We start from the raw sequence: 25,323 nt of genomic DNA, 5'->3' as shown, positions 1-25,323 counted from the left end.
AAGCCGCCTTGCTATGAGATCAGGATGATTTTATAAAATCTGCGAGTCAACATGAAATGCGCGGTGGCAATGGACACCCTGACGGAAAGTCGCTCTCAAGCCGAGCGAGCCTATCAGCGCCTGCGCGGCGAGATCCTGCATGGCGACCTGATGCCGGGCGAGCGCCTGCGCGCCAACGACCTGCAGGACCGATTCCAGCTCGGCCTCACACCGATCCGCGAGGCTCTGATGCGGCTCTCGACCGAGGGGCTCGTCGCGGCCGAGACGCATCGCGGCTCGCGCGTCACCGAGACCTCGCTTGGCGCCTTCACCGACCTGATGGCGACGCGCCGCGAAATCGAGCGGCTCTGCTTGACCAAGGCGATCGCGCTCGGCGATGCCGCCTGGGAGGCCGAGATCGTCGCGGCCATGCACATGCTCTCGCGCACCCCGCTGCCTGCCTCGCAGGACGACCGCGAGGCGGCGACCTTGTGGGAGGACCGTCACCGGCGCTTCCATGCCGCCCTCGTCGCCGCCTGTGGTTCGGACTGGCTGCTGCGCTTCTGGGGCACGCTCGCCGACCATTCCGAGCGCTATCGCAAGATCCGCCTGCTGCACCACCGGGAAGCCCCGGCCGAGGTCCGCGACGTCAACAGCGAGCACGCCGCCATCATGGCAGCCGTGCTGGCGCGAGAGGTGGAGCGCGCCTGCGCCCTGCTCGACGCCCATCTTCACGCCACCCAGACCAGCGTCGTGCGCCTGTTGCAGATCGGCCTGGACACCTCCGAGGAGAAGTCCCGATGATCATCCGCTCTGCCGTTCTCGAGGGCGAGGTGCCCGAGGCCGACCGCGCCCATTTCGACCGCCAAATGCGCGAAACCGTGCTGCCGGCTATCCGACGCTATCCCGGCATCCGCGACCTCAAGCTGCGCTGGGCGGCCGAGCAGGAAGCCGGCGCGCCGCCGGTCTATGTCGTCTTCGACCTCCATTTCGACAGCTTGGAGGCGATGCATCAGGCGCTGGCGAGCGAGATCCGGCAGGAGGTGCGGCAGCAACTTGGCACGATCATGCCGCTGTTCAAGGGCCGCGTGTACCATCTGGTGATGAGCCAGGACGATTGAATCCCGATCAGCCCTCATCCTGAGGAGCCGCGTCAGCGGCGTCTCGAAGGATGCTCCGGTTCGCAATGATGGCCTCCCCTGGACCATCCTTCGAGACGCGCCTGCGGCGCTCCTCAGGATGAGGGCTGCGTTGGGTCCAGGGACCCCAAGCGACACGCCGGGGTGCTCCGGCACGCGCGCACTTCATGGCCGCAGGATGCTGCGAGGCTTCCGACGCTCCGGCTTTTCTGATTGAAGGAAACGCCCGGGCGCGTCGCCGCCCTTTCGCGCAATGCCGCAAGAGCGCCCATGTCGATCGTCTTCTCCGCGCTGGTCGCGGCCTTCGTCGGTTTTGCGGCGGCCGTCGCCGTGGTGCTTGCGGCAGCCCAGGCGGTGGGTGCGACGCCGGCCCAGACCGTGTCCTGGATCGCCGGCCTCGCCATCGCCAAGGGCCTCGCCAGCATCTGGCTATCCTGGCGCCACAAGATCCCGGTCATCTGCGCCTGGTCGACGCCGGGGGCCGCCCTGATCGCGGCGACGAGCGGGCTCGACCTCCCGACCGCCGTCGGCGCCTTCCTGCTGGCGGCACTCTTGATGATGCTGACCGCCGCCTTCCGCCCGCTCGGCGCGCTGATCGAGCGCATTCCGATGCCGATCGCGGCGGCCATGCTCGCCGGCGTGATCTTCCGCTTCGTCGTCGCGGTCTTCGACGAGATGCGGCTGAGCCCCGCGCTCGTATTGCCCTTGCTCGCCGTCTTCCTGCTGGCGCGGTTGATCAACCCGTTCCTCGGCGTCATCGCGGCGCTGGGCGCCGGCCTCGTCCTGAGCTTCCTGGGCGGCCTTGCCAGCTGGCCCGCCGGGCCTTTGTCGTTGAGCGGCCTCGAATTCGTCACGCCGCGCTTCGATATTGCCGCCATGCTCGGCGTCGGCGTCCCGCTCTATCTCGTCACCATGGCGGCCCAGAACCTGCCCGGCTTCGCCGTCCTGCGTGCGGCGGGCTATCAGCCACCGACGACGGCGAGCCTCTTCGTCACCGGCCTGGCCTCCTTCCTCACCGCCCCGTTCGGCGCCCATATGGTCAATATGGCGGCGATCAGCGCCTCGATCTGCACCGGCCCCGACACTCATCCCGACCCCGCCCAGCGCTGGAAGGCCGGCGTCGTCTACGGTGTCCTCTGGTTGGCGATCGCGGCCTGCGCCGGCCTCCTGCTCGCCCTCATCATCGCCATGCCCAAGGCGCTGATCATCACCGTCGCGGGGCTGGGGCTCGCCGGCTCGCTCACCGGCGCGCTTGGACAAGCCATGTCCTCCGATAAGGAGCGCTTCGCCGCCGTCCTCGCCTTCGCTGTCGCGGCCTCGAGCCTCTCGCTGTTCGGCGTCGGCTCGGCCTTCTGGAGTCTCGTCATCGGGCTTGGCGTCTTGACATTGGACGCACTCATGGGCCGTTTGCGCGCACGATCATGAGCAACGCACCCACACCCACCCGCCTGATGCTTGTCACCCCGCTTGTCGCGGATGCCGAGGCGATGGCCTTCCGCCTGATGCAGGCTTTCGCCGGCGGCGATGTCGCGGCCGTGCTGCTGCGCCTTTCCGAGGGCGACGAACGCAGCAAGATCGAGCGCGTCAAGCGCCTCGTCGGCCCCGTCCAGTCGGCCAATGTCGCGCTCATCGTCGAGGCTCCGGCCTTGGTCGCCACGCGCGGTGGCGCCGACGGCGTCCACCTCATCAACGGGCCGGAAGCGGTCGCCGAGGCGCGCTCCAGCCTGAAGAACGAGCGCATCATCGGCGCAGGCTCCTTGCGCGCGCGCCACGACGCCATGGATATCGGCGAGGCGGGCGTCGACTATGTGATGTTTGGCGAGCCGCGCCCGGACGGCTCGTTGCCGCCCTTGGCCGCGGTGATCGAGCGCGCCTCCTGGTGGGCCGAGATCTTCGAGACGCCCTGCGTCGCCTATGCGCCGGACGCCGAATCGGTTGCAGCCCTGGTCGAGACCGGAGCGGAATTCGTCGCGCTCGGCGCCTGGGCCTTCGACGAAGCCTGCGACATTCGCGCGCTGGTGACGCAGGCCAATGTCGCCATCGCGGCCCACGCCGCCCGAAAGGCCGCGCGATGAACCGGACCTGCCGCGGCCTCGTGCTCGCCGGCTTGCTCCTGGGAACGACGGCCGCAGCCGGCGCCGCCGAGCCCGATCTGGCTTACGGCGCTTATCAGGCCGGTCATTACCGCCGCGCCCTGGACGAGGCGCTGAAACGCGTCGAGGCCGACAATAACGACGCCGCCGCCATGACCCTGCTCGGCGAGATCTATCGCCTGGGGCTCGGCGTGCCCGAAAGCCAGAGGATCGCAACCGAATGGTATGACCGCGCAGCCGCGCGCGGCGACATCAACGCGGCTTATGCGCTCGCATCTGCCCTCCTCGACGAGCGCAGCGGCAAGCGCGATCCCGAACGCGCCGGCATGCTGCTGCGCAAGGCCGCCGCCGCCGGCCACCCCGCCGCCAATTACAACCTCGCCCTCGCCTTGCTCGCGACGGGCAAGGAGGAGGACGACAAGCGCGCCGTCGCTTGCCTGGAGATTGCAGCGAACGCCGGTATCGGCGACGCGCTCATGGCGCTCGGCATCCTCTCCAAGCAGGGCCGCGGCCTGCCCCAGAGCGAGGCCAAGGCCGCCGAATGGATGGCCAAGGCATCGCAGGCCGGCAATGTGCCCGGCGAGGTCGAATACGCGATCATGCTGTTCAACGGAACCGGCGTCGCCAAGGACGAGACCGCCGCCGCCAGGCTCTTCCTGCGCGCCGCGAGCCAGGGCAACCCGATCGCCCAGAACCGGCTGGCGCGGCTCTACCAGTCCGGTCGCGGCATTGCGCCCGACTCGATCGAGGCCGCAGCCTGGCACCTCGCCGCCCGCGCCCGGGGGCTGGAGGATGCCGGTCTCGACCAGCTTTTCGACCGCCTCAGTCACGAGCAGCAGGGCCGCGCCGCGGCGCTCGCCGCGACCCGGATCGAAGGCGCGGCCTTGACGTCGCCCGGCCAGGCGAGCAAGTGACCGGCTGAACTTCGAGGCTGACATCTTCAGCCCTCATCCCGAGGAGCCGCTATGCTGCTCCTCGGGATGAGGGCTCGGGACGTTCCGGCCAGCTCTTTTACATCTTGACCGGCGCCGCGACGCCGCCGTTCGACTGCTGCACCCTGAGGTATCGATGATCCGCTCCCCCCTGATGACCGTGATGACGGACGCCGTGATGAAGGCGTCCCGCTCGCTGAAGCGCGATTTCGGCGAAATCGAGAATTTGCAGGTGCTCGCCAAGGGCCCCGGCGATTTCGTCTCCAAGGCCGACACCAAGGCCGAGGAGATCATCCGCGCAGCGCTGGAGAAGGCCCGCCCCGGCTACGGCTTCGTCATGGAGGAGAGCGGCGTCGTCCAGGGCACCGACGAGAGCAACCGCTGGCACATCGACCCGCTCGACGGCACCCACAACTTCCTGCGCGGCATCCCGCACTGGAACATCTCGGTCGCGCTCGAGCGCGACAACCAGTTCATCGCCGGCGTGGTCTATGACGCCGCCAAGGACGAGCTCTTTATCGCCGAAAAGGGCAAGGGCGCCTATGTCAACAACCGCCGCATGCGCGTCTCGGGCCGCCGCGAGCCCGCCGAGATGCTGATCGGCATGGGCGTGCCCCATATAGGCAAGGGCGGGCACCCGCTCTTCCTGCATGAGCTGGGCGCGGTGATGACGCGCTTCGCCAATGTCCGGCGCATGGGCTCGGCCGCGCTCGACATCGCCTATGTCGCCGCAGGCCGCATGGACGCCTACTGGGAACGTGGGCTCAACACCTGGGATTTCGCGGCCGGAGCGGTGATGATCCGCGAGGCCGGCGGCACCTTCGGCACGCTCGACGGCAAGCAACCGACCAGCGCCAAAGACATCATCTGCGGCAATGAAGTCGGCGAACAGTCGCTGCGCGCCGCGCTCAAGTCGGCAGGCTGACATATATCTTTGCTCTTTCACGCTTGATCCCGGCGGCGCTGGAGGCGACAGTCCCGCAGGCGGCAAGACCTGAACGGAAGACGAAGCATGGCGGATGAGGGTATCGCGGCCGAGAAGGTCACGGTCGCAACGATGCGGGAGGAGACCCGCTTTTCGCGTCCGCTGCGCTATGTCGTCCGCGCGCTCCTGTTCCTCGCGCTGATCGGCTTCCTCGGCTACATCCTGCAAGGCGGTCTCGCCACCGCCTTCATGACCAATCCCGGCCTGAACGGCCTGATCCTCGGCTCGCTCTTCGTCGGCGTACTGATCGCGCTGCGCGAGCTCTGGCGGCTCTATAGCGAGGCCCGCGCCGCCACCCGCCTCGCCGCCGCGCCGCTGCAGGCGGAGGTCAAGCGTCATCAGGTCATCGCCCCGCTCAGCGGCGTGCTGCCTCAGCTCGATCGCGGCAGCCTCGCGCCCGCCCAGGCCTCAACCGTTCTGGAATCGATCGCGGTCAGGCTCGATGACGGCCGCGAGGTCCTGCGCTATCTCGCCGGGCTGCTCGTCTTCCTCGGCCTGCTCGGCACCTTCTGGGGCCTGCTCGACACGGTCTCCTCCGTCGGCTCCGTCATCAAGTCGCTGCGCACGGGCGCGGAAGCCGGCGTGCTCTTCGACGAGCTCAAGGCCGGCCTCGCCGCCCCGCTCGCCGGCATGGGCCTGTCTTTCTCCTCCTCGCTCTTCGGCATCGCCGGCTCGCTGATCCTCGGCTTCCTGGAGTTGCAGGTCGCCCAGGCCCAGCGCCGTTTCCGCAACGAGATCGAGAGCTGGCTCGGCACACGCACCGCCAGCGCCACGTCGGTCACCGCCTCCCAACCCTTCGCGGGCGACGCGCTGAACGACCGCTTCGACAAGCTCAGCGCCGCCATGGCCGAGAGCGGAGCCAACAACCGCGCCGCGACCCAGGCGCTCTCCAACCTCGCCGAGGGCATTCAGGGTCTCGTCCAGCATATGCGCGCGGAGCAGCAGCTGATTCGCGACTGGGTCGAGGCGCAGGCCTCGCGCGAGAAGGACATGAAGCGCCTGATCGAGAGATTGACTGCCGACCACGTTACGGAGCCATGAGCGCTCGGACACGACACGCTCGGAACAACGCCCTGATCCGCAGGAGCCGCTAAGCATGGCCCTTTCCCGCTCCCACCGCCGCGACGAGATCAATTTCTGGCCCGGCTTCGTCGATGCGCTCTCGACGATGCTGATCGGCATCGTCTTCCTGCTCTCGGTCTTCGTGCTTGGCCAGTTCTTCCTGTCGCAGGAGCTGACCGGCAAGGACACCGCGCTCGACCGCCTCAACCGCCAGATCTCGGAACTGACCGACCTGCTCGCGCTGGAGCGCTCCTCGAACCGGCAGGCCCAGGAAAACCTGAGCCTGCTGCAGTCGACGCTCACGCGCGAGCAGGGCGAGCGCAGCCGTGTCCAGGGCCTGCTCAATGCGCAAGCCAGCGACGCGCCGGCCCAGCTCTCCGAGACCCAGAAGGCACTCGAGAGCGAGAAGCAGCTCTCGGCCCGCGCCCAGGCGACGGTCGATCTGGTCAACCAGCAGATCCTGGCGATGCGCCGCCAGCTCGCGGCACTGGAGCAGGCGCTCAACGCTTCCGAAACCAAGGACAAGGAATCGCAGGCGCGCATCTCCGAGCTCGGCTCCAGGCTGAACGTGGCGCTGGCCCAGCGCGTGCAGGAACTGGCGCGCTACCGCTCCGACTTCTTCGGCCGCCTGCGCCAGGTGCTCGGCACGCGGCCCGACATCCGCGTCGTCGGCGACCGCTTCGTCTTCCAGTCCGAGGTCTTCTTCGACGCAGGGCAAGCCGTGCTCAAGCCGGAAGGCCGCGGCGAACTCGACAAGCTCGCTGCTATCCTGGTCGATCTCGGCCGCGAGATGCCCCCGGATATTCCCTGGATCCTGCGCGTCGACGGCCATACCGACAACCGTCCGATCCGCTCGCCGCAGTTCCCTTCGAACTGGAGCCTCTCGACCGCGCGTGCCGTCGCGGTGGTCGAGTACCTGATCACGCGCGGCCTTCCCAGCGACCGCATCGCCGCGACCGGCTTCGGCGAGTTCCAGCCGCTCGACGTCGCCAACAACGACGACGCCTGGCGCCGCAACCGGCGCATCGAGTTCAAGATCACCGAGCGGTGACGCATCCGCGCAGCCCACGCTTGCCCAAAACCCGAAGCTGGGCGCTGCTGCTCTGCCTGGCGGCTGTTCCCGCCGCGGCCGAGCCGCGCGGCGCCGCGATCGAAGGCTGCGCCGCCTGCCATGGCCTGGACGGGATCGCGCGCGACAGCGAAGTGCCGCATCTCGCCGGTCAGAACGAACGTTATCTCGCCAACCAGATGCTGGCCTTCCGCTCAGGCAAGCGCGCCCACAAGGAGATGCGCTTCATGGCCCGCGCCATGTCGCTCGACGAGATCGCAGCGCTCGCTGCCTATTATGCGGCCCTGCCGCCGAGGTAGTCTCCTGATCGGGACATGCGCCTTGGAGCAGGATCTCAGCTCCGGCTCATGGCAACGAGCCAGTCGCGCAGGATCGCCGCCTCCGGCGACAGGCCGCCCGCCTCCAGCAGCCAGTACTGCTTGTCCTCGTCCGAGGGCTGCTCGAACAGCGTCGTCAGGCTGCCGCGCTGGAGTTCGTCGGCGATGAGCGAGGTCGGACACAAGCCGACGCCCTGCCCCGCGATGACCGAGGCGACCAGGAGGTTGAAGTCGGCAAAGATCGGACCGCCCCCGATCGGGGCGTTCAGCCCGGCCGCAGTGAACCAGCGCCCCCAGGCGGACTGGGTCTCGTCATGGAGCAGCTCGGCGGCCAGCAGGTCGGACGCGACGGCGAAAGGGCCGTGCCGGGCCAGGAATTCGGGCGAGCAGGTCGGGCGCGTGGCGGCGCTGAGGATCGCGGTCGCCCCCGCACCAGGCCTGGGTCCATGCTGGATCAGCAGGTCGACGCCGGCCTGGGCCGGGCTGCGCGCATCGAGCGCATAGACCAGGTTGAGCTGGATCTCCGGATGGGTCGCCCGGAACAGCGGCAGGCGCGGAATCAGCCAGCGTGTCGTGACCGAGGGCAGGCAGGCCAGGCTGACCAGGGTCCGGCGCGTCTTGGCGGCGATCTGCCCGGCCGCAAGCGCGATATGCGTCAGCCCATGCGAGACGGCCACGCCGAAATCCCGCCCGGAAGCCGTCAGCGCCACGCCGCGCGGATGACGCAGGAACAGCGGGACGCCCAGCCATAGCTCGAGCGCGCGCACATGCTGGCTGACGGCAGCCGCCGTCAGGTTCAGCTCGGCGGCGGCGGACGCGAAGCTTTCATGGCGGGCAGCTGCCTCGAAGGCGCGCAAGCCGCCAAGGGGAGGATATCTCATGCCATCGAGGCTAAGCCCTGCTTGCCCTTAGCGCAAGAAATCGAAGATTGCGCCGGCATTCCGATCAGCCTTACTTGGCCTTCCCTGAATCACTTGGCCTTCCCCGAATCCGGAATCCTGCCGCGATGCCTCTGGTCGACCTCAGCCATGACTTTACCGACGGCATGCCCGGCTTCTCGCTGCGGCGCGACGGCGAGGTCAAGCAGTTCACCGCCGCGATCAGGCCCTTCGTGACGCATGAGGCCTCCGCGCCGTTCTATGACGGCAAGGCCAGCTTCGAGATCACCGAGGTGTTTTTCCAGACCTCGATAGGCACCTATCTCGACGCGCCGCGGCACCGCTGGAAGGAGCGCCGCGACATCGCGGCCTTGAGCCTCGACGAGCTCGTCCTGCCGGGGCTGTGCGTCAGCGTCGCCGCAGCACGCCCCGGCGAGCGCATCGGGCTTAGCCGCATCGACCTGCCCGCCGACCTCACAGGCCTTGCCGTGCTGATCCGCTTCGGCTGGGACGCCCATTGGGGAAAGCCTGCCTATGACGACTATCCCTTCATCGACGCGGATGTGATCGAGGCGCTTCGCGCCCGCGGCGCGCGCCTGCTCGGGGTCGACACGCCTAATGTCGATACCCGTCACGATCCGGCGCGGCCGGCCCACTCGATCCTGCTCGGCCAGGATATTCTCATCGTCGAGAATCTGCGCCATCTCGATCGCTTACCGGCATCAGGCTTTCGCTTCTTCGCCGTTCCGATCAAGGCGGTCGGCGCGGCCGCCATGACGATCAGGGCCTTCGCCGAAACTGCTTGACGCGGGTTGGGACAAAAAATGCCATCTTCACGGATTGGAACCATGCAGGACGCAGTGACGACAGCAGCCCCCGCCGATGCCGCCGAGCGGCGCAGCAAGCCCGCCGTAGTGGTCTATCCCAACGCGACCTTGCCCAGCGTCGACATGGCGATGCTGCAGGCGGCGCGGCAAAGCCTGACCAAGCTCGACGAGGTCATCGTCCCGCCCCGCGACGGGCGCGCCTTCCACGTGCCCAAAGGCCATTTCTTCCGCATCACGAGCGTCGAGGGCCCGCAGGTCGGCGACCTCAATCTCTGGAACGCCGACGATCTCTCCGAGCGCTTCTTCAGCGGCAAGACGCGGGCCCTGCACGCCACCCATCTCGGCACCGGCGACCGGCTCTGGAGCACCCTGCCCTCATTGCGGCCGATGGCGACGATCACGCATGATACGCTCGGCTGGTATGGCTGGGACGAAGATGGCGGCGGCATCCACGATGTCATCGGCACGCGCTGCGACCCCTATACCAACCGGCTCCTGAGCGGCGGCGACTATCATCATTGCTGCCATTCGAACCTCGCCCGCGCGCTCGGCGCCGCCAAGTGCGTCCCGGCGCGCGAGGTCGAGCAGCACGTCCATGACGTGCTCAACGTCTTCATGTGCACCGGCTTCACCCGCGACACGCACCAGTATTTCATGAAGGCCAGCCCGGTCCGCCCGGGCGACTACATCGAGTTCTTCGCCGAGATCGACCTCATCGGCGCGCTCTCGGCTTGCCCCGGCGGCGATTGCAGCGCGAGCCATTCCAGCGACGTGGCCGCCTGCTACCCGCTCAAGGTCGAGATCTTCGCGACCGAGCCCGCGCTGCTCACCGGGTGGGCGCCACCAGAGCGCAACGCCTATCCGCGCAGCCATGGCGAAGAAGGTTGAGGCCCTTTCCGTCATTGCGAGGAGGCGAAGCCGAGGAAGCAATCCAGGGAGCGTAGCGCTCTACGACACTGGATTGCTTCGCGGAGCCTGTACTCGGGCTTGCCGAAGGCAAGACCCTGGTGCTCGCAATGACGGGAGCGAGCGCCTTTACGCCGCCTCCAGCCCGAACTGCAACGCCGCCAGCCGCGCATAGAGCCCGCCGCGCGCTTTGAGCTCGGCATGGGTGCCATCCTCGACGACACGTCCCTCATCCATCACCAGGATGCGGTCGGCAGAGAGGATGGTGGCGAGGCGGTGCGCCACGACCAGCGTGGTGCGGCCCTGCATCAATCGGTCGAGCGCATCCTGCACCGCCCGCTCGCTTTCGGAATCGAGTGCGCTCGTCGCCTCGTCGAGCAGCAGGATCGGCGCGTCCTTCAGCACCGCACGCGCGATCGCCAGGCGCTGGCGCTGACCGCCAGAAAGCGTGACGCCACGCTCGCCGACGATGGTGTCGTAGCCCTGCGGCAGGCTGCGGATGAAGCCGTCCGCGGCAGCGAGCCGGGCTGCGTTCTCGACCTCGGCGCGGCTCGCCTGCGGCCGGCCATAGGCGATGTTGTCGGCAACGGAGACGCCGAACACCGTCGGCTCCTGCGGCACCAATGCGAAGCGCTCCCGCCAATCCTCGGGATCGGCCTCCGGGCCGCTGACGCCATCGACGACGACGCGGCCGCTGGCGGGGTCGTAGAAGCGCAACGCCAATTGCAGCACCGTGCTCTTGCCCGCCCCTGAGGGCCCCACGAGCGCGACGCGCTCACCGGGCCGGACCTTGAAGCTGAGCGCATGCAGCGCGGACAGGCTGCGGCCGGGATAGGCAAAGGAGACCTGCTCGAAGGAGAGCTCGCCACGCGACGGCTGCGGCATCGGCCGCGGATTCGGCGGGGCGGCGATGGCGGGCTTCATCGCCAGGATTTCGCCGAGGCGCCCAGCGGCGCCGGCGGCAGCCGAGATCTCGCCATAGACCTCCGAGAGCTGGCCGAGCGAGCTTGCCGCCATCACCGCGTAGAGGATGAACTGCGACAGCCGCCCGCCGGTCATGCGGCCCTCGAACACCTCGGTCGCGCCGGTCCACAAGACCCAGACCACGCTGGCGCTGACCAGGAAGATCGCGACGCCCGAGAGCAGCGCGCGCGAGGCGGTGGCCGAGCGCGAGGCGCCAAAGGCATCGTCCGAGGCCGCTGCGAAACGCGCCGCCGTCTGCTGCGACGCCCCGAAGGATTGCATCGTGCGGATTGCGCCGACCGCTTCCGAGGCAAAGGCCGAGGCGTCGGCGAGCCGGTCCTGCGCCGCCCGCGCGCGCCGGCGCACCGAGCGGCCCGACAACACCAGCGGCAGGACGATGACCGGGATCGCGGCGATGACGATGGCCGAGAGCTGCGGGCTGGTGAAGATCATCAGCCCGAGCGCGCCGATGACCATGATGCCGTTGCGCAGCGCGATCGAGGCCGTGGATCCGAAGGTCGACTTGATCTGCGTCGTATCGGCGGTGAGCCGCGAGACGAGGTCGCCCGCCCGGCTCGAATCGAAGAAGGCCGGTTCGAGCTTGGTCAGATGCGCGAAGACGTCCGAGCGCAGATCGGCGACGATGCGTTCGCCCACCGTCATGACGAGGTAGAAGCGCGCCGAGCTCGCCAGTGCCAGGATCGCGACGATGCCGACGAGGACGAGGAAATAGCTGTTGGCCATTCGCTGCTCGCCGCCGGAAAAGCCGACATCGATGACGCGGCGCACCGCCAGCGGCAGGATCAGCGTCGCGGCTGAAGCCACGACCAGCGCCAGCAGCGCAAGCCCGATCCGGCCCTTCTGGGCCAGCGCATAAGGCCAGAACGAGGAGAGCGAACGGAAATCAGTCCTCGGTTTGGTATCGTCTTTATCGGCTTCGGCCACGCGTCTTTGTCCTGTCATGCTTGCACTGCCGGCCCGCCTGCGCTATGGCGCTGGCGACTTCACAGACAGGCTCATACGAAATTATTCGACGGGCCGACTATCCATGCCCGCTGATCGAGGCAGGCCCGTTTTTATCGATTGAGGATTTCGCCATGAAGACCGGCATCCATCCCGACTACCACACCATCAAGGTCGTCATGACCAATGGCACGGAATACTTCACCCGTTCGACGCTCGGCAAGGAGGGGGACACCCTCAATCTCGACATCGATCCGACGACCCACCCGGCCTGGACCGGCGGCACGCAGCACATGCTCGACCGCGGCGGCCGCGTTTCGCGCTTCAATTCGCGCTTTGGCGCGTTCGGCGCTCTCGGCAAGAAGTGATTTAGCGGCGATCGGTTCCGATCGCCTCTGATCTAAATCAAAAAGGCCCGGCCGATTTGGCCGGGCCTTTTTGCGTTTCGGCGGCGATTGGTCGCGCCCGGGAGACAGCCTAACGGCCAAGCCCCAGCCGCGCCTGCAAGTTGGCGAGCTGGTCCTGCACCGGATTGGCCTGCTTCCGGGCAAGGCCGGTGCCTGACATCTGGCCTTCGAGATGGCGGATGCGCTCCTGCAGGCGCACCGAATGCGCCATCAGATCGCGCAGCGCCTGCGGCAGGCGGGCCACCTCGTCATGGGCGGGCTGCCCCGCAGCGTCGGACATCCTGACCTTGTTGTTCTCGGCGCGGGCCTGCTCGGCCGTCATCTCGCCTTCGGCGACCGCGCGCTGGACCAGGAGCCAGGAGGCGATCTGCATCAATCGTGTCGTCAGGCGCATGCTCTCGGTGGCATAGGTCAGCGCGACATCGCGCGGCAGAGCCGCCGACTCGGCGCGCCCGTCGCCGTCGAGATAGGATGCCGTCTGCTCGACCAGCCCCATGCCCTCGCGAAACAGCAGCATGAAAGCGTCGGATTTGACGAAGCCGCGAGCAAAGGAGATCGAGCCATCGTCAACCTGCGGCTCCAGCATCAGCACATCGTTCATCGCGGTGTCCCCCTTCGGCACAACAGCGTTCGCGTCAGGGACGCGGCAACGCTTCAGGCCGACAACACCGCAAGGATAACGCCGAAGCGCGATCAGGGCTGCGGTAACATTGGGTTAACCTTAACGGGATAATGCAGCTGAAAAAAGAGCCGCCCTGAGGCGGCTCGAAGGTCAACAGGGAGGCGTCAAACAGAGTGGGCAGGAGCCACTCGACATCCAGACAAACTGGACAATGCGATTCATACTTTGGAATCGTTAAGAGACCCTTAATGACGCAAGGGCAGAAGACTGGCTCAATCCGGTTTGCGGAAGAAGGCGTCGGCCGCCGAACGCGAAGCGTCCTTCTTGGCCCGGGCCTCGGCCAGGCGCTCGATCTCGGCCTGCAGCGCCTCGACGCGCTGGTCGATCTCGGCCAGCGACAGCATCGAGAGATCCTGCCCGATTTCATGCACGGATTTCGGCTTCGGACGGTCATCCTCTGGAAAGATCGACATGGCGGCCTCACATTCGACAACTCGACGGTAGCGCAGAGTAGAGCATCGGCTACGAAAAGTGGGAACCGGTTTTCGGGACAAGCCGATGCAAGATCAAAGCACTACGCCCCCGCAACTCCACTCTCGCCCGATGCGCGGGCCGACATGTCCCGGGCAGCCCCTTGCCTCAGCCCCTTCCTACAGGACCGGAACCCCATGACCGCCTTGCCCCAGACGATGACCGCGATCGGCTTCGAGGCTCCGGGAGGCCCCGAGGTTCTCCAGGCCCGGAAGCGGCCCGTGCCGCAGCCGGGGCGCGGCGAGGTGCTGGTCGCGGTCGCCGCAGCCGGCATCAACCGTCCCGACGTGCTCCAGCGAATGGGAGGATATGCGCCACCGCCCGGCGCCTCGGATATTCCCGGCCTCGAGATCGCCGGCACGGTCGTCGCGCTCGGCGAGGGCGCTAGCCGCTTCAAGCTCGGCGACACGGTCTGCGGGCTCGTCGCCGGCGGCGGCTATGCCGAATATGCCGTGGTCCACGAAAGCAATGCACTGCCCGTGCCGGCCGGGCTTTCGCTGATCGAGGCGGCCGCCATCCCCGAGACCTATTTCACCGTCTGGACCAACGTCTTCCAGCGCGGCCGCCTGCATGCCGGCGAGAGCTTCATGGTCCATGGCGGCACATCGGGCATCGGCACCACGGCGATCCAGCTCGCCAAGGCCTTTGGCGCAACGGTGCTGGCGACTGCGGGCTCAGCGGAGAAATGCCAGGCCTGCCGCGACCTCGGTGCCGACCATGCGATCAATTACCGCGAGCAGGATTTCGTTGCGGCCGCCAAGGAGGTTACCGGCGGGCGTGGCGTCGATCTCATCCTCGACATGGTCGGCGGCGGCTACATCAACCGCAATTACGACGTGGCGGCCGAGAGCGGCCGCATCGTCCAGATCGCCTTCCTCAACGGTCCGAAAGCGGAAGTCGACTACCGCAGGCTGATGATGAAGCGCTTGACCCATACCGGCTCGACGCTGCGCCCGCGCACCATCGCCGAGAAGGCCGGGATAGCCGCCGAACTCGAGGCCAAGGTCTGGCCGCTGATCAAGGCCGGGCGCTGCAAGCCGGTGATCCACGCGACCTTCCCGCTCACGGAGGCCGCCGCCGGCCACGCGCTGATGGAAAGCAATGCCCATATCGGCAAGATCGTGCTGACGGTGTGAGGCTCGCTGTCAACCTAGCCGCATGAGCCACCCCGTCATCCCGGACGCAGCGAAGCGGAGATCGAGGATCCATCATAGAGCACTGCCCCACCCTATGATGGATCCCGGATCAGCGCGGCTGCGCCGCTTGTCCGGGATGACGATGCGGAAAACCGAGACCAAGAATGCCAATCAGTCACGCTTTTCATGGACACCCGCCCCGGCTTTGCCTATAAGCCGCGCCATCCTGTTCATCGTCGATGATTTGGATGGCCGGCCGAGGAGGCCGGTCTGCGCATGAGAGCTATTGTCCGCGACGCTGACCCGGTCTGAGACCGGCTTTCGAGATTCAGGAGACGTCCCGTGTCGAATCCCCCGCTGATGCCGAAGGCCACCGCGGTCTGGCTGGTCGAGAACACGTCCCTGACCTTCGAGCAGATCGCCGAGTTCTGCAAACTCCACCCGCTCGAAGTACGCGGCATCGCCGATGGCGAAGTCGCCGCCGGCATCAAGGGCCTCGACCCGATCACCTCTGGCCAGCTCACCCGCGAGGAGCTCGAGCGCGCCGCCAAGAACCCGAGCCACCACCTCAAGCTCGCCGAGCGCAGGGTGAAGGTGCCGGAGATGAAGAAGTCCAAGGGGCCGCGCTACACCCCGGTCTCCAAGCGCCAGGACCGCCCCAACGCGATCCTCTGGCTGCTGCGCAACCATCCCGAACTCAAGGACGCGCAGATCATCCGCCTGATCGGCACGACCAAGTCGACCATCGCCCAGATTCGCGACCGGACACACTGGAACGCCCAGACCCTGTCGCCGATCGATCCGGTCAGCCTCGGCCTGTGCTCGCAGATCGATCTTGACTTCGAAGTCGGCCGCGCCGCCAAGGACCGTCCCGCCGCGATCGCCGAAATCGGCTCGACCCTGCTCCCCGCCGAGGAGACGACCGCGCCGGCGCCCGCGCTCAACCAGACCTTCGCCGATATGGGCAAGCCGAAGCGCCAGGAAGAAGAGGCCATCGACGTCGATTCGGTCTTCTCCAAGCTGAAGCAGCTCAAGCGCCCGGCCGAGGACGACGAGGAAGACTGAGACCTCTCCTGCTCCGCACCAGGCGGTGGCGGGTTCGGGAGACAGCCGCACGAAGGGCCCCACGGCGCAATCCAGCGCCCGGGAGCTTTGCCGGCCACCCCTGAATTCCACGCAAAGCTGTACAACACACAAGCCGCAACGGAGCGCATCCGCGTGGCTTGGCTTGCAGAGACGCGCGCGGCCTGACAGCCTCGCGCCATGATGGACCACAGACTAGCCTTCACCTTCCTCGGCACCGGCGCACCGCCGGTCAGCCTGCGTCGCGCCGGCCCCTCGCATCTGATCGAGGCGGCGGGGCGCAAGGTCCTGGTCGATTGCGGCTCGGGCGTCAGCCAACGCCTCCTAGCCGCCGGCCACCGGGGCGCCGATATCGACCTGCTCATCGTAACCCATGAGCACTCCGACCATCTCGTCGATTTCTACCAGCTCGTCGTCTCCTCCTGGCATCAGGGCCGTAGCAAGCCCTGGCGCGTCATGGCCCCGGCCCCGGCGCTCGCCAATATGCGCGCGCAATACGAGGCCTTCGCCCGTGAGCGTGCCTTGCGCATCGCTTTCGAGAAGCGACCGGACGCCACGGGGCTGGAGGTCATCTTCGAGGAGCTGCGCGAGGGGATCGTTTCCGGCCTCGGCGACCTCGCGATCGAGGCCTTCCTGGTCGATCACAAGCCGGTCGAACCGGCCTTCGGCCTCTCCGCCAAGTATGGCGGCAGCCGCATCGTCTTCTCCGGCGACACGCGGCTGACACCTTCGCTGGAGCAGGCGGCACAGGGCTGCGACCTGCTCGTCTGCGAGGTCTTCATCTCAAGCCAGATGCCGGTCGTCGCGGGCGTCCGTTCCGCTGAGACCGTCGCCTCCGTCCAGAGCTATCACATGACGCCGGAGGTGGTGGCGGGGCTGGCGCTGCGCTCGGGCGCAAAAGCGCTGGCGCTGACCCATCTCGTGCCGCCCGCCGCCGACACCGCCGCGCTCGCCCGCGAGGTCAGGCAGGCAGGCTATGCCGGCCGGCTGATCATCGGCGAGGACCTGATGCGGCTGGAGTGGCCAGAGCGGCTCTTGAGCTGGAACGGCGCGACGATCGGGTTCTGACCGTCATTCCGGGGCGCGCCCCGGAATGACACGCCCCTACCCCAGCCCCCTGCCCTTCAAGGCGACGCCGATCTCACCCAGCACGGCCGCATCCTCGATCGTCGCGGGCATGGCGTAATCCTCGCCATCGGCGATCTTCTTCATCGTGGCGCGCAGGATCTTGCCCGAGCGCGTCTTCGGCAGCCGGTTCACCGTCAAGGCCAGCTTGAAGGCCGCCACGGGTCCGATCTTCTCGCGCACCAACGCGACCAGCTCCCGCTCGACCTCGGCCGGGCTCTGGGTCACGCCGGATTTCAGCACGACGAAGCCGCAGGGCTGCTCGCCCTTGAGCGCATCCTTGATGCCGACCACGGCGCATTCCGCCACGGCCGGGTGCGAGGCCAGCACCTCCTCCATGCCACCGGTCGAGAGGCGGTGGCCGGCGACATTGATGATGTCGTCGGTGCGGCCCATGATGAAGACATAGCCATCGGCATCGATGAAGCCGGCATCGGACGTGTTGTAGTAGCCGGGAAAGGCCGCGAGATAGCCTTCCCTGAAGCGCGCGTCGTCCTGCCAGAGCGTCGGCAGGGCGCAAGGTGGCAGCGGCAGCTTCACCACGATCGCACCCATCGTCCCGGCGGGAACGGGCCGGCCGCCCTCGTCGAGGCATTGCACGTCGTAACCCGGCAGCGGCACGGTCGGCGATCCATGCTTGACCGGCAGCAGTTCGAGCCCGATCGGATTGCCGACGATGCAGGAGCCGGTCTCGGTCTGCCACCAATGGTCGATGACCGGAACCTTCAGAATCTCCTCCGCCCATTTCAGCGTATCGGGATCGGCCCGCTCGCCGGCCAGGAACAACGCCCGGAAATGCGAGAGATCGTGGCCGGCAAGATGTTTCGCCTGCGGATCCTCCTTGCGGATCGCCCGGAAGGCAGTCGGCGCGGTGAAGAGCGCGACCGCCTTGTGCTCGGCGATGACCCGCCAGAACGCACCCGGATCGGGCGTGCCGACCGGCTTGCCCTCGTAAAGAATAGTCGTCGCGCCCTGCAGCAGCGGCCCGTAGACGATATAGCTGTGACCGACGACCCAACCGACATCGGATGCGGTGAACATCACCTCGCCGGGCTTCACGTCGTAGAGATTGTCCATCGTCCATTTCAACGCGACCATATGGCCGCCATTGTCGCGCACCACGCCCTTGGGGCGGCCCGTCGTGCCGGAGGTATAGAGCACATAGAGCGGGTCGGTCGCGGCGACTTCGACGCAATCCGCCTTGCGGCCCGCAGCCTTGGCGGCTGCTGTCAGCGTGCGCCAGTTCCTGTCGCGGGTGACATGCATCGAGGCGTCGGCCTGCGGCCGCTGCAATACGAGGCAGGTCTCAGGCTTGTGCGTTGCCAGATCGATCGCCGCATCGAGCAGCGGCTTGTATTCGACGATGCGGCTCGGCTCGATGCCGCAGGTCGCGGTCAGGATGAGCTTGGGCGTGGCGTCGTCGATGCGCGTCGCCAGCTCCTTGGCCGCGAAACCGCCGAACACGACCGAATGCACCGCACCGATCCGCGCGCAGGCGAGCATGGCGAAAGCCGCCTCCGGGATCATCGGCATGTAGAGGATGACCCGGTCGCCCTTGCCGACACCGAGATCCTGCAGAACGGCGGCGAGCGTCGCGACCTCGTCGAGCATCTGCGCGTAGGTGTAGGTCGCCTTCGTGCCGGTGACCGGGCTGTCGTAAATCAGCGCCGCCTGCTCGCCCCGGCCGTCGCGGACATGGCGGTCGAGCGCGTTGAAGCAGGTGTTGCAGCTCGCATCGGGGAACCAGCGGCCATAGGCTCCCTGCGTCGCGTCAAAAATCGCCTTGGGCGGCTTGATCCAGTCGACGGCCTGAGCGGCCTGCGCCCAGAACCCTTCCGGATCGGCCTGCCAGCGCGCATAGGTTTCGGCGTAGCCGCTTGCATGCGGGGCATTCATGGAATGCGTATCCTCTTCGCCCTGTTCTGGCCTACACCCCGCAGATCAACCGGCAGCGGCGGAGGCTCATTTTGCGCGGGATCGTGAGCATTCGCCCCCTCCGGCGCAAGCGCAGGGCCGTGAGACTTTCGCCCAGCATGGAGGCCATTCGGCCCTCCTTGCGTCGCTGTGACGCAAACATCCGGACTCAATGATCCTCGACCCCGCCTTCTTCGCCGCCATGGTGCCTGCTGTCATCCTGATGGGCCTGTCGAAGGGCGGCTTCTCGGGGCTCGGCCTGTTGTCCTTGCCCTTGATGGCGCTCGTCGTCTCGCCGGTCCAGGCGGCGGCAATCATGCTGCCGCTGCTGATCTCGCAGGATGTGGTGACGGTCTGGTCTTATCGCCGTGAATTCGACCGGAGCAATCTTGCGACGCTGCTGCCCGGCGCGCTGCTTGGCATCCTCGCCGGCTATCTGCTGGCGGCAAAAGTCTCGGACGCCGCCGTGGGGCTCGCGATCGGGCTGATCTCGATGGGTTTCGCACTGCGCCGCATGCTGAGCGACGCCAAAGCGGCAGCGCCGGTGACACGGGCGGGCTACCTCGCCGGCTCGTTCTGGGGCGCGCTTTGCGGTTTCGCCAGCATGATCGCCCATGCCGGCGGCCCGCCCTTCCAGATTTACGTCATGCCGCAGCGCCTGGCCCCTGCCGTCTTCGTCGGCACGGGCGCGATCTTCTTCGCCATGCTCAACCTGATCAAGCTCGGCCCCTATCTCGCGCTCGGGCAGTTCACCCCAGCGAACCTCACCGCCTCGGTTGCGCTGTTTCCGGTCGCGATCGTCTCGACCATCGCCGGTGTCTGGCTGGTGCGTCGTGTCCCGGCCGAGCGCTTCTACACGATCATCTACTGGCTGCTGCTGGCGGTCGGGGGCAAGCTCGTCTTCGACGGCCTGCGCGGGCTGCATCTGCTGGGCTGATGCCCGCGCCGATTGCGCCTTCTCGGAAAAAGGGATGGACTACCCGCAAGGCTAGCAGGGGCTAAGGCTGCCGCACGGCCGAGGGAGACGACGCCACCATGACCATCAGCGCCTACGACACCGACCTCGACCGCAACCCGGCGAATTTCCAGCCGCTGACGCCTTTGCCCTTCCTGGAGCGCGCGGCGAGCGTCTTCCCCGACCAGGTCGCGATCATCCACGGCCCGCTGCGCCGGACCTACGCCGAGTTCTACGCCCGCTCACGCCGCCTCGCCTCGGCGCTGCACAAGCACGGCATCGGCAAGAACGACACCGTCGCAGCCATGCTGCCCAACACGCCGGCCATGCTCGAATGCCATTACGGCGTGCCGATGTGCGGCGCCGTGCTGAACACGCTGAACACAAGGCTCGATGCCGCGATCATCGCCTTCTCGCTCGACCATGGCGAGGCCAAGGTCGTGATCGCCGACCGCGAATTCTCAGGGACGATCAAGGAGGCGCTGGCGCTATGCACGGTGAAGCCGCTCGTCATCGATTATGACGACCCGGTTTATGACGGGCCCGGCGAGCGTGTCGGGACAGTCGAGTACGAGGACTTCCTCGCAACCGGCGATGCCGATTTCGTCTGGGTGACGCCATCGGACGAATGGGACGCGATCGCGCTGAACTATACCTCCGGCACCACCGGCGACCCCAAGGGCGTGGTCTACCATCATCGCGGCGCGAGCCTGCTCGCCACCTCGAACGTCATCACCGGCGGCATGGGCAGGCACCCGGTCTATCTCTGGACGCTGCCAATGTTCCACTGCAATGGCTGGTGCTTTCCCTGGACGATCTCGATCCTGGCCGGCACTCATGTCTGCCTGCGCCAGGTCCGCGCCAAGGCGATGTATGACGCGCTCGCCGACCACCACGTCACCCATCTCTGCGGCGCGCCGATCGTGATGTCGACACTGCTCAATGCCCGGCCGGAGGAGCAGCGCAACTTCTCGCAAAAGGTCGCCTTCTTCACCGCCGCAGCCCCGCCTCCGGAAGCCGTGCTCGGCGCGATGAAGCAGGCCGGTTTCGAGGTCACCCATCTCTACGGTTTGACCGAATGCTACGGCCCGGCGGTCGTCAACGAATGGAACCGCGACTGGGACGCATTGCCGGCCTCCGATCAGGCGGCGTTGAAGGCGCGTCAGGGCGTCCGTTACCCGGCTCTGGAAGGCCTCGACGTGCGCGATCCCGAGACGATGGAGCCCATGCCGCATGACGGCACGACGCTGGGCGAGGTGATGATGCGCGGCAATGTCGTGATGAAGGGCTATCTCAAGAACCCGAAGGCGACCAAGGCGGCCTTCGAAGGCGGTTGGTTCCACACTGGCGATCTCGGCGTGCGCTATGCCGACGGCTATATCCAGCTCAAGGACCGCTCCAAGGACATCATCATCTCGGGCGGCGAGAATATCTCCTCGATCGAGGTCGAGGACGCGCTCTACAAGCACCCGGCCGTGCAGACGGCAGCCGTGGTGGCCAGGCCCGACGAGAAATGGGGCGAGACCCCTTGCGCCTTCGTCGAGCTCAAGCCGGGACAGAGCGTGACCGAGGCCGAGATCATCGCCTGGTGCAAGGGTCTGCTCGCCTCGTTCAAATGCCCGCGCAGCGTGGTCTTCATCGAAGTGCCGAAAACCTCGACGGGCAAGATCCAGAAGTTCAAGCTACGCGAAATGGCGCGCGCGCTCTGACCCCTGCGCTGCCTCTATCGGCAAGGCTACAGCCGAGCCGCCTCCGTTCGGCCGCAGCCAGCCAAACGGATAAAAGCCGCGCCAGAAGAGCAATGGGCAGGGAAGCCCTGCCGCCAAGCGGCGCCCGCCTCGATCGATGGCGTTCTAAGCTGGGGAGCGACTGAGGCTGCCGTCGGGTGTGTAGCGATCGACCGCCTCCGGGAGCACGCGCGCGAGCCGTTCCAGCAGCTCCGCACGCGACAGCCCGGTCTGACGCGCGATCGCGTCGAGAGCTTCGGGCCCGAGAGCCTGCTCCAGATCGCCTGGCGCAACCTCCTTGTTGGGGCCCGGCTGCACCCAGGAATCCGCCTTGTCGCCCTGCCCGGCCTGTTTGAAGCGGTCGACCAACTCGCCGAGCCCGCTATTGAGCATAGCCCCGGCCCCGCCGGCGCCCAGCAGGCCGCCGAGACCGCCGAAAAGGCCGCCACTCCCCGAAGGCGCGGCTTCGGCCTGCCCCTGCTGCGGCGCCGGGATCTGCCCGGCATCGGGCTGGCCTCGCCCGCCAAGCCATTCGGCGATCTTGTCGCGGTTCTGGTAGCCGGCGACGGCAAGAAGTCCGAGAAGCGCGGTCATCGACGGAAAGCCGCCGCTGCTGTTGTCATCACTCACGGCACGAACTCCTGTTTCGGGATGAGAATGCTGCGATCAGACGGCGCGGTTGCGGCCGCTGATCATGCCCCAGACCAGAAGCACGACGATCGCGCCGACAATGGCGCCGATCAGCCCCGCCCCCTGACCCGGCGCGTACCAGCCGAGCGACTGGCCGAGATAAGTCGCGACGAAAGCCCCTATGATTCCGAGGATCGTCGTCAGCACGAAGCCCGAAGGCTCGTTCGGGCCCGGCATGATGAACTTCGCGACGATGCCGGCGATGAAACCGACGATGATGGTCCAGACGATACCCAAGACAGCCTCCCTCGCTTCCGCACGCCCCCTTCAACATCCGACGCAGAAAGAAGTTCCGGCCCTCCCACACTCAGCCTGCAGAGCTTCACCGGCAGGTCGGGACGGCCCGCCTTCGTCGGGCTTCGCCAATGAAAAACCGGCCCCTCTCGGGGCCGGCCTGATCTGATGAAATAGAATCTCCAGAGCGGGTCGCTAGAGCATCAGCCCGAAAATTGGGAACCGGTTTTCGGAGCAAGCTGATGCATCATCAAAGCTGTTACGGCCCGCCTTAGGCCCTCAATGCAGAGTTCGGTCCGGCATCGTCTGCCGCACCCGCTCGATCTCTTCCTTCAGCATCAGCTTCTTGCGCTTCAACTCGACCACGCTGAGATCGTCCGAGGACGGGCTCGATACGGCCTGAGCGATGGCTTCTTCGAGTTGACGATGCTTCCGTTCGAGCTCGACGAGATGGGTCTGCAGCGACATCTGGATCCTCCTGATGAGCGATTGACAAGACAGTCTGACACAGAGCCGGCTTCACGTCTGCGGGGCAATCTCGCGCCGCACCATGAGATTCTGTGATCGTGAACGGCTCCTGTCTCGGAAGGCGCGAATATGATGCGCTCCTGCCTCCGCCGCAGGCTCCCCGCTCTTGCGGCGCACGCGGCGTCTCAGCATAGTCGCGCCCAATCGCGGCGATGATGAGATGACTTCATGGGATTCGAGCTTAGCCCTGACGAGGTCGAGGCCTTCACGACGGAACTGGCGCGGCTGCGTGAGGAGCATCGCGACCTCGACAGCGCCATCGACGCGCTGGAGCGGGTCGGCGCGGTCAACCAGATCCAGGTGCAGCGCCTGAAGAAGCGCAAGCTCTATCTGAAAGACCGCATCGCCCAGATCGAGGACGCTTTGACCCCCGATATCATCGCCTGAGCAAGGATAACGGCGATTCGCCGCTTGCTTCCGCAGCGTTGCGTGGTCTAGATCGCGCGCTTCCTTATCCTCGGAGCAGGATGCCGAGCCGAAGGTCCGCCCTAGCGAAAAGCGGATCCCGGTTTTCGGGTAACATCAGGCTCTTTCTGCCGCGAAGTTCCGGAAGCGATCCGTTTCATGGCCCAGACCAGCCCCGCCGTCGCCATCATCATGGGCAGCCAGTCCGACTGGGCGACGATGCGCCATGCCGCCGAGACGCTGGATGCGCTCGCCATCGCCTATGATGCGCGCATCGTCTCCGCCCATCGCACGCCCGACCGGATGTTCGCCTTCGCCCGTGGCGCCAAGGCCGAAGGCTTCAAGGTGGTGATCGCAGGCGCCGGCGGCGCAGCTCATCTGCCAGGCATGACCGCCTCCCTGACCCCCCTGCCCGTCTTCGGCGTGCCGGTCGAATCGAAGGCGTTGTCGGGCCAGGACAGCCTGCTCTCGATCGTCCAGATGCCGGCCGGCATCCCAGTCGGCACGCTCGCCATCGGCCGCGCCGGCGCGGTCAACGCCGCTCTCCTCGCCGCTGCCGTGCTTGCGCTCAGCGACGAGGCACTCGCCAGGCGCCTCGACACCTACCGCGCCCGCCAGAGCGCCGCGATCGCCGAACATCCGGTGAAGGACGAGGTACGCTCCGCGAAGGACGAGACACGCCCCGCGAAGGACGAGAAATGAGCACGCCCGATTCCAGCGGCCTTGCACCCGGCGCCATGCTCGGCATCCTGGGCGGCGGCCAGCTCGCCCGCATGCTCGCGCTCGCCGCCGCCGATCTCGGCATCCGCGCCCATATCTTCGCGCCGGAGCCCGACAGCCCCGCCTTCGACGTGGCGGCCCGCCATACCGTCGGCGACTATGAGGACGAGGCGGCATTGGCGCGCTTCGCCGATGCGGTCGATGTCGTGACCTATGAGTTCGAGAACGTGCCGGCCGCGACCGCCGCCTTCCTCGCCGCCCGCACACCGCTACATCCGGGAGCGCGCGCGCTCGCGGTGACGCAGGATCGGCTCAGCGAGAAAAGCTTCGTCGCCGAGCTGGGCTTGGCCGTGGCCCCATTCCGCGCCGTCGATTCGCTGGCTGATCTCGAGGCTGCTGTCGCCGATCTCGGCCGCCCCAGCATCCTGAAGACGCGGCGCTTCGGCTATGACGGCAAGGGCCAGGTCAAGATCGCCGCCGGAAGTGACCTCGCCGAAGCCTATGAGGCGATCGGCCATTTCTCCGCGATCCTGGAAGGCTTCGTGCCCTTCACGCGCGAGGTTTCGGTCGTCGCGGCGCGCGGCGCCGACGGTGCATTCGCCGCCTTCGACGTCTGCGAGAACGAGCACCGTGACCATATCCTCGCCTTCACCCGCGTGCCGGCGCAGCTTTCGCCGAAGACAGGCGAGGCCGCCATCGTGGCCGCGCGGCGGATCGGCGACGCGCTCGGCTATATCGGCGTCTTCGCGGTCGAGATGTTCGTGGTCGGCGAGGGGGCAGCCGAGCGCGTGATCGTCAACGAAATCGCGCCGCGCGTGCATAATTCCGGGCATTGGACCAGCGAGGGCGCGCAGACCTCGCAGTTCCATCAGCATGTCCGCGCCGTCTGCGGCTTCCCGCTCGGCTCGGCGGCGCGGCGCGGCCGTGTCGAGATGGAGAATCTCATCGGCGTTGCCGCCTTGCGCTGGCGCGACCTCCTGGCCGAGCCCGGCGCGCATCTGCATCTCTACGGCAAGCGCGACGCCCGCCCCGGCCGCAAGATGGGCCATGTCACGCGGGTTACGCCTGAAAAAACCTGAGCCGGAGTGCAAAGGCGCGCGAAGCCCGATTTTCCGCGCATTTTCGCTGCATCG

General features: G+C 67.1%; 28 protein-coding genes. 20 read left to right on the top strand and 8 right to left on the bottom strand.

What is annotated here, in order from left to right; genetic code table 11:
• Positions 1-69 precede the first annotated feature (69 nt).
• From J2Y55_RS03280 to J2Y55_RS03240, 9 genes are all read left to right on the top strand, one after another.
• Positions 70-783 (top strand): GntR family transcriptional regulator, encoded by a 714-nt coding sequence (locus J2Y55_RS03280; protein ID WP_310148682.1) that lies wholly within the window; start codon positions 70-72, stop codon positions 781-783.
• Positions 780-1,100: an EthD family reductase gene (locus J2Y55_RS03275; RefSeq protein WP_310147543.1), complete on the top strand. Its 321-nt coding sequence runs from the start codon at positions 780-782 to the stop codon at positions 1,098-1,100. The genes J2Y55_RS03280 and J2Y55_RS03275 overlap by 4 nt, the downstream gene beginning before the upstream one ends.
• A gap of 288 nt (positions 1,101-1,388) precedes the next feature.
• Positions 1,389-2,543, top strand: a complete 1,155-nt coding sequence (locus tag J2Y55_RS03270) for a benzoate/H(+) symporter BenE family transporter (RefSeq protein ID WP_310147540.1) — start codon at positions 1,389-1,391, stop codon at positions 2,541-2,543.
• On the top strand, positions 2,540-3,193 hold the full coding sequence (locus tag J2Y55_RS03265) for a thiamine phosphate synthase (RefSeq protein ID WP_310147538.1): 654 nt from the start codon (positions 2,540-2,542) through the stop codon (positions 3,191-3,193). Before J2Y55_RS03270 ends, J2Y55_RS03265 begins: the two co-directional genes overlap by 4 nt.
• The gene (locus tag J2Y55_RS03260) at positions 3,190-4,125 is read left to right on the top strand and encodes a tetratricopeptide repeat protein (RefSeq protein ID WP_310147536.1); all 936 of its coding nucleotides are present in this window, start codon (positions 3,190-3,192) and stop codon (positions 4,123-4,125) included. Before J2Y55_RS03265 ends, J2Y55_RS03260 begins: the two co-directional genes overlap by 4 nt.
• A 154-nt stretch (positions 4,126-4,279) precedes the next feature.
• Positions 4,280-5,068 (top strand): inositol monophosphatase family protein, encoded by a 789-nt coding sequence (locus J2Y55_RS03255; RefSeq protein WP_069692992.1) that lies wholly within the window; start codon positions 4,280-4,282, stop codon positions 5,066-5,068.
• Between the two features lie 132 nt (positions 5,069-5,200).
• Positions 5,201-6,169, top strand: coding sequence for a flagellar motor protein MotA (locus J2Y55_RS03250; protein WP_310148679.1), 969 nt, complete (start codon positions 5,201-5,203; stop codon positions 6,167-6,169).
• Positions 6,170-6,224: 55 nt separating this feature from the next.
• Entirely contained in the window at positions 6,225-7,241 is a 1,017-nt protein-coding gene (locus J2Y55_RS03245; RefSeq protein WP_310147533.1) for a peptidoglycan -binding protein, read from the top strand.
• A 20-nt stretch (positions 7,242-7,261) separates the two neighbouring features.
• On the top strand, positions 7,262-7,558 hold the full coding sequence (locus J2Y55_RS03240) for a c-type cytochrome (RefSeq protein WP_310147531.1): 297 nt from the start codon (positions 7,262-7,264) through the stop codon (positions 7,556-7,558).
• Positions 7,559-7,593: 35 nt separating this feature from the next.
• On the opposite strand, the gene J2Y55_RS03235 is transcribed toward J2Y55_RS03240, so the two are convergent.
• Complete coding sequence (locus J2Y55_RS03235; protein ID WP_310147527.1) at positions 7,594-8,457, bottom strand: LysR substrate-binding domain-containing protein; 864 nt, start codon at positions 8,455-8,457, stop codon at positions 7,594-7,596.
• A 125-nt stretch (positions 8,458-8,582) separates the two neighbouring features.
• Between J2Y55_RS03235 and J2Y55_RS03230 the strand changes: the two genes are divergently transcribed.
• Both J2Y55_RS03230 and J2Y55_RS03225 read left to right on the top strand, forming a co-directional pair.
• Positions 8,583-9,260, top strand: a complete 678-nt coding sequence (locus tag J2Y55_RS03230) for a cyclase family protein (RefSeq protein WP_310147525.1) — start codon at positions 8,583-8,585, stop codon at positions 9,258-9,260.
• Between the two features lie 42 nt (positions 9,261-9,302).
• Positions 9,303-10,169, top strand: coding sequence for an urea carboxylase-associated family protein (locus J2Y55_RS03225; protein ID WP_310147523.1), 867 nt, complete (start codon positions 9,303-9,305; stop codon positions 10,167-10,169).
• A 147-nt stretch (positions 10,170-10,316) separates the two neighbouring features.
• Here the strand turns inward: J2Y55_RS03225 and J2Y55_RS03220 are convergent, their stop codons facing one another.
• Positions 10,317-12,113, bottom strand: a complete 1,797-nt coding sequence (locus J2Y55_RS03220) for an ABC transporter transmembrane domain-containing protein (RefSeq protein ID WP_404978801.1) — start codon at positions 12,111-12,113, stop codon at positions 10,317-10,319.
• 134 nt (positions 12,114-12,247) lie between these two features.
• On the opposite strand from J2Y55_RS03220, the gene rpmE reads away from it, so the two are divergent.
• On the top strand, positions 12,248-12,481 hold the full coding sequence (gene rpmE, locus J2Y55_RS03215) for a 50S ribosomal protein L31 (protein WP_069692997.1): 234 nt from the start codon (positions 12,248-12,250) through the stop codon (positions 12,479-12,481).
• 109 nt (positions 12,482-12,590) lie between these two features.
• Here rpmE and rcdA read toward each other — a convergent pair whose 3' ends face one another.
• Together rcdA and J2Y55_RS03205 are read right to left on the bottom strand one after the other, a co-directional pair.
• Positions 12,591-13,121 carry a protease adaptor protein RcdA gene (gene rcdA / locus J2Y55_RS03210; protein WP_310147518.1) on the bottom strand — a complete coding sequence of 177 codons (531 nt, stop codon included), beginning with the start codon at positions 13,119-13,121 and terminating at the stop codon, positions 12,591-12,593.
• Positions 13,122-13,414: 293 nt separating this feature from the next.
• Positions 13,415-13,615 carry a DUF1192 domain-containing protein gene (locus J2Y55_RS03205; RefSeq protein WP_310147516.1) on the bottom strand — a complete coding sequence of 67 codons (201 nt, stop codon included), beginning with the start codon at positions 13,613-13,615 and terminating at the stop codon, positions 13,415-13,417.
• A 195-nt stretch (positions 13,616-13,810) separates the two neighbouring features.
• Between J2Y55_RS03205 and J2Y55_RS03200 the strand changes: the two genes are divergently transcribed.
• From J2Y55_RS03200 to J2Y55_RS03190, 3 genes are all read left to right on the top strand, one after another.
• Positions 13,811-14,809, top strand: coding sequence for an NAD(P)H-quinone oxidoreductase (locus J2Y55_RS03200; protein WP_310147514.1), 999 nt, complete (start codon positions 13,811-13,813; stop codon positions 14,807-14,809).
• Positions 14,810-15,151: 342 nt separating this feature from the next.
• Positions 15,152-15,874, top strand: coding sequence for a DUF1013 domain-containing protein (locus J2Y55_RS03195; protein WP_310147512.1), 723 nt, complete (start codon positions 15,152-15,154; stop codon positions 15,872-15,874).
• Between the two features lie 198 nt (positions 15,875-16,072).
• On the top strand, positions 16,073-16,960 hold the full coding sequence (locus J2Y55_RS03190; protein ID WP_310147509.1) for an MBL fold metallo-hydrolase: 888 nt from the start codon (positions 16,073-16,075) through the stop codon (positions 16,958-16,960).
• 36 nt (positions 16,961-16,996) lie between these two features.
• Here J2Y55_RS03190 and J2Y55_RS03185 read toward each other — a convergent pair whose 3' ends face one another.
• Positions 16,997-18,913 (bottom strand): propionyl-CoA synthetase, encoded by a 1,917-nt coding sequence (locus tag J2Y55_RS03185; RefSeq protein ID WP_310147507.1) that lies wholly within the window; start codon positions 18,911-18,913, stop codon positions 16,997-16,999.
• A 190-nt stretch (positions 18,914-19,103) separates the two neighbouring features.
• Between J2Y55_RS03185 and J2Y55_RS03180 the strand changes: the two genes are divergently transcribed.
• Both J2Y55_RS03180 and J2Y55_RS03175 read left to right on the top strand, forming a co-directional pair.
• Entirely contained in the window at positions 19,104-19,868 is a 765-nt protein-coding gene (locus J2Y55_RS03180; protein WP_310147505.1) for a sulfite exporter TauE/SafE family protein, read from the top strand.
• A gap of 98 nt (positions 19,869-19,966) precedes the next feature.
• A complete protein-coding gene (locus J2Y55_RS03175) occupies positions 19,967-21,595 on the top strand; it encodes an acyl-CoA synthetase (RefSeq protein WP_310147503.1) in 1,629 nt (542 codons plus the stop codon).
• Between the two features lie 144 nt (positions 21,596-21,739).
• On the opposite strand, the gene J2Y55_RS03170 is transcribed toward J2Y55_RS03175, so the two are convergent.
• From J2Y55_RS03170 to J2Y55_RS03160, 3 genes are all read right to left on the bottom strand, one after another.
• Complete coding sequence (locus J2Y55_RS03170; protein WP_310148678.1) at positions 21,740-22,207, bottom strand: YidB family protein; 468 nt, start codon at positions 22,205-22,207, stop codon at positions 21,740-21,742.
• 72 nt (positions 22,208-22,279) lie between these two features.
• Positions 22,280-22,540, bottom strand: coding sequence for a GlsB/YeaQ/YmgE family stress response membrane protein (locus J2Y55_RS03165; protein WP_069693006.1), 261 nt, complete (start codon positions 22,538-22,540; stop codon positions 22,280-22,282).
• Positions 22,541-22,816: 276 nt separating this feature from the next.
• On the bottom strand, positions 22,817-23,005 hold the full coding sequence (locus J2Y55_RS03160) for a YdcH family protein (RefSeq protein WP_092167646.1): 189 nt from the start codon (positions 23,003-23,005) through the stop codon (positions 22,817-22,819).
• A 228-nt stretch (positions 23,006-23,233) separates the two neighbouring features.
• Between J2Y55_RS03160 and J2Y55_RS03155 the strand changes: the two genes are divergently transcribed.
• The 3 genes from J2Y55_RS03155 (at position 23,234) to J2Y55_RS03145 (ending at position 25,269) form a co-directional block, all read left to right on the top strand.
• Entirely contained in the window at positions 23,234-23,452 is a 219-nt protein-coding gene (locus J2Y55_RS03155) for a YdcH family protein (RefSeq protein WP_069693008.1), read from the top strand.
• Positions 23,453-23,629: 177 nt separating this feature from the next.
• Complete coding sequence (purE, locus tag J2Y55_RS03150) at positions 23,630-24,172, top strand: 5-(carboxyamino)imidazole ribonucleotide mutase (protein WP_310147502.1); 543 nt, start codon at positions 23,630-23,632, stop codon at positions 24,170-24,172.
• Positions 24,169-25,269 (top strand): 5-(carboxyamino)imidazole ribonucleotide synthase, encoded by a 1,101-nt coding sequence (locus tag J2Y55_RS03145; protein WP_310147501.1) that lies wholly within the window; start codon positions 24,169-24,171, stop codon positions 25,267-25,269. Before purE ends, J2Y55_RS03145 begins: the two co-directional genes overlap by 4 nt.
• Positions 25,270-25,323: the final 54 nt, after the last annotated feature.

Origin of the sequence: Allobosea sp. BE125 (assembly GCF_031456075.1) — a bacterium.
Classification (GTDB): domain Bacteria; phylum Pseudomonadota; class Alphaproteobacteria; order Rhizobiales; family Beijerinckiaceae; genus Allobosea.
This window is presented reverse-complemented; position numbering and strand designations above follow the sequence as displayed.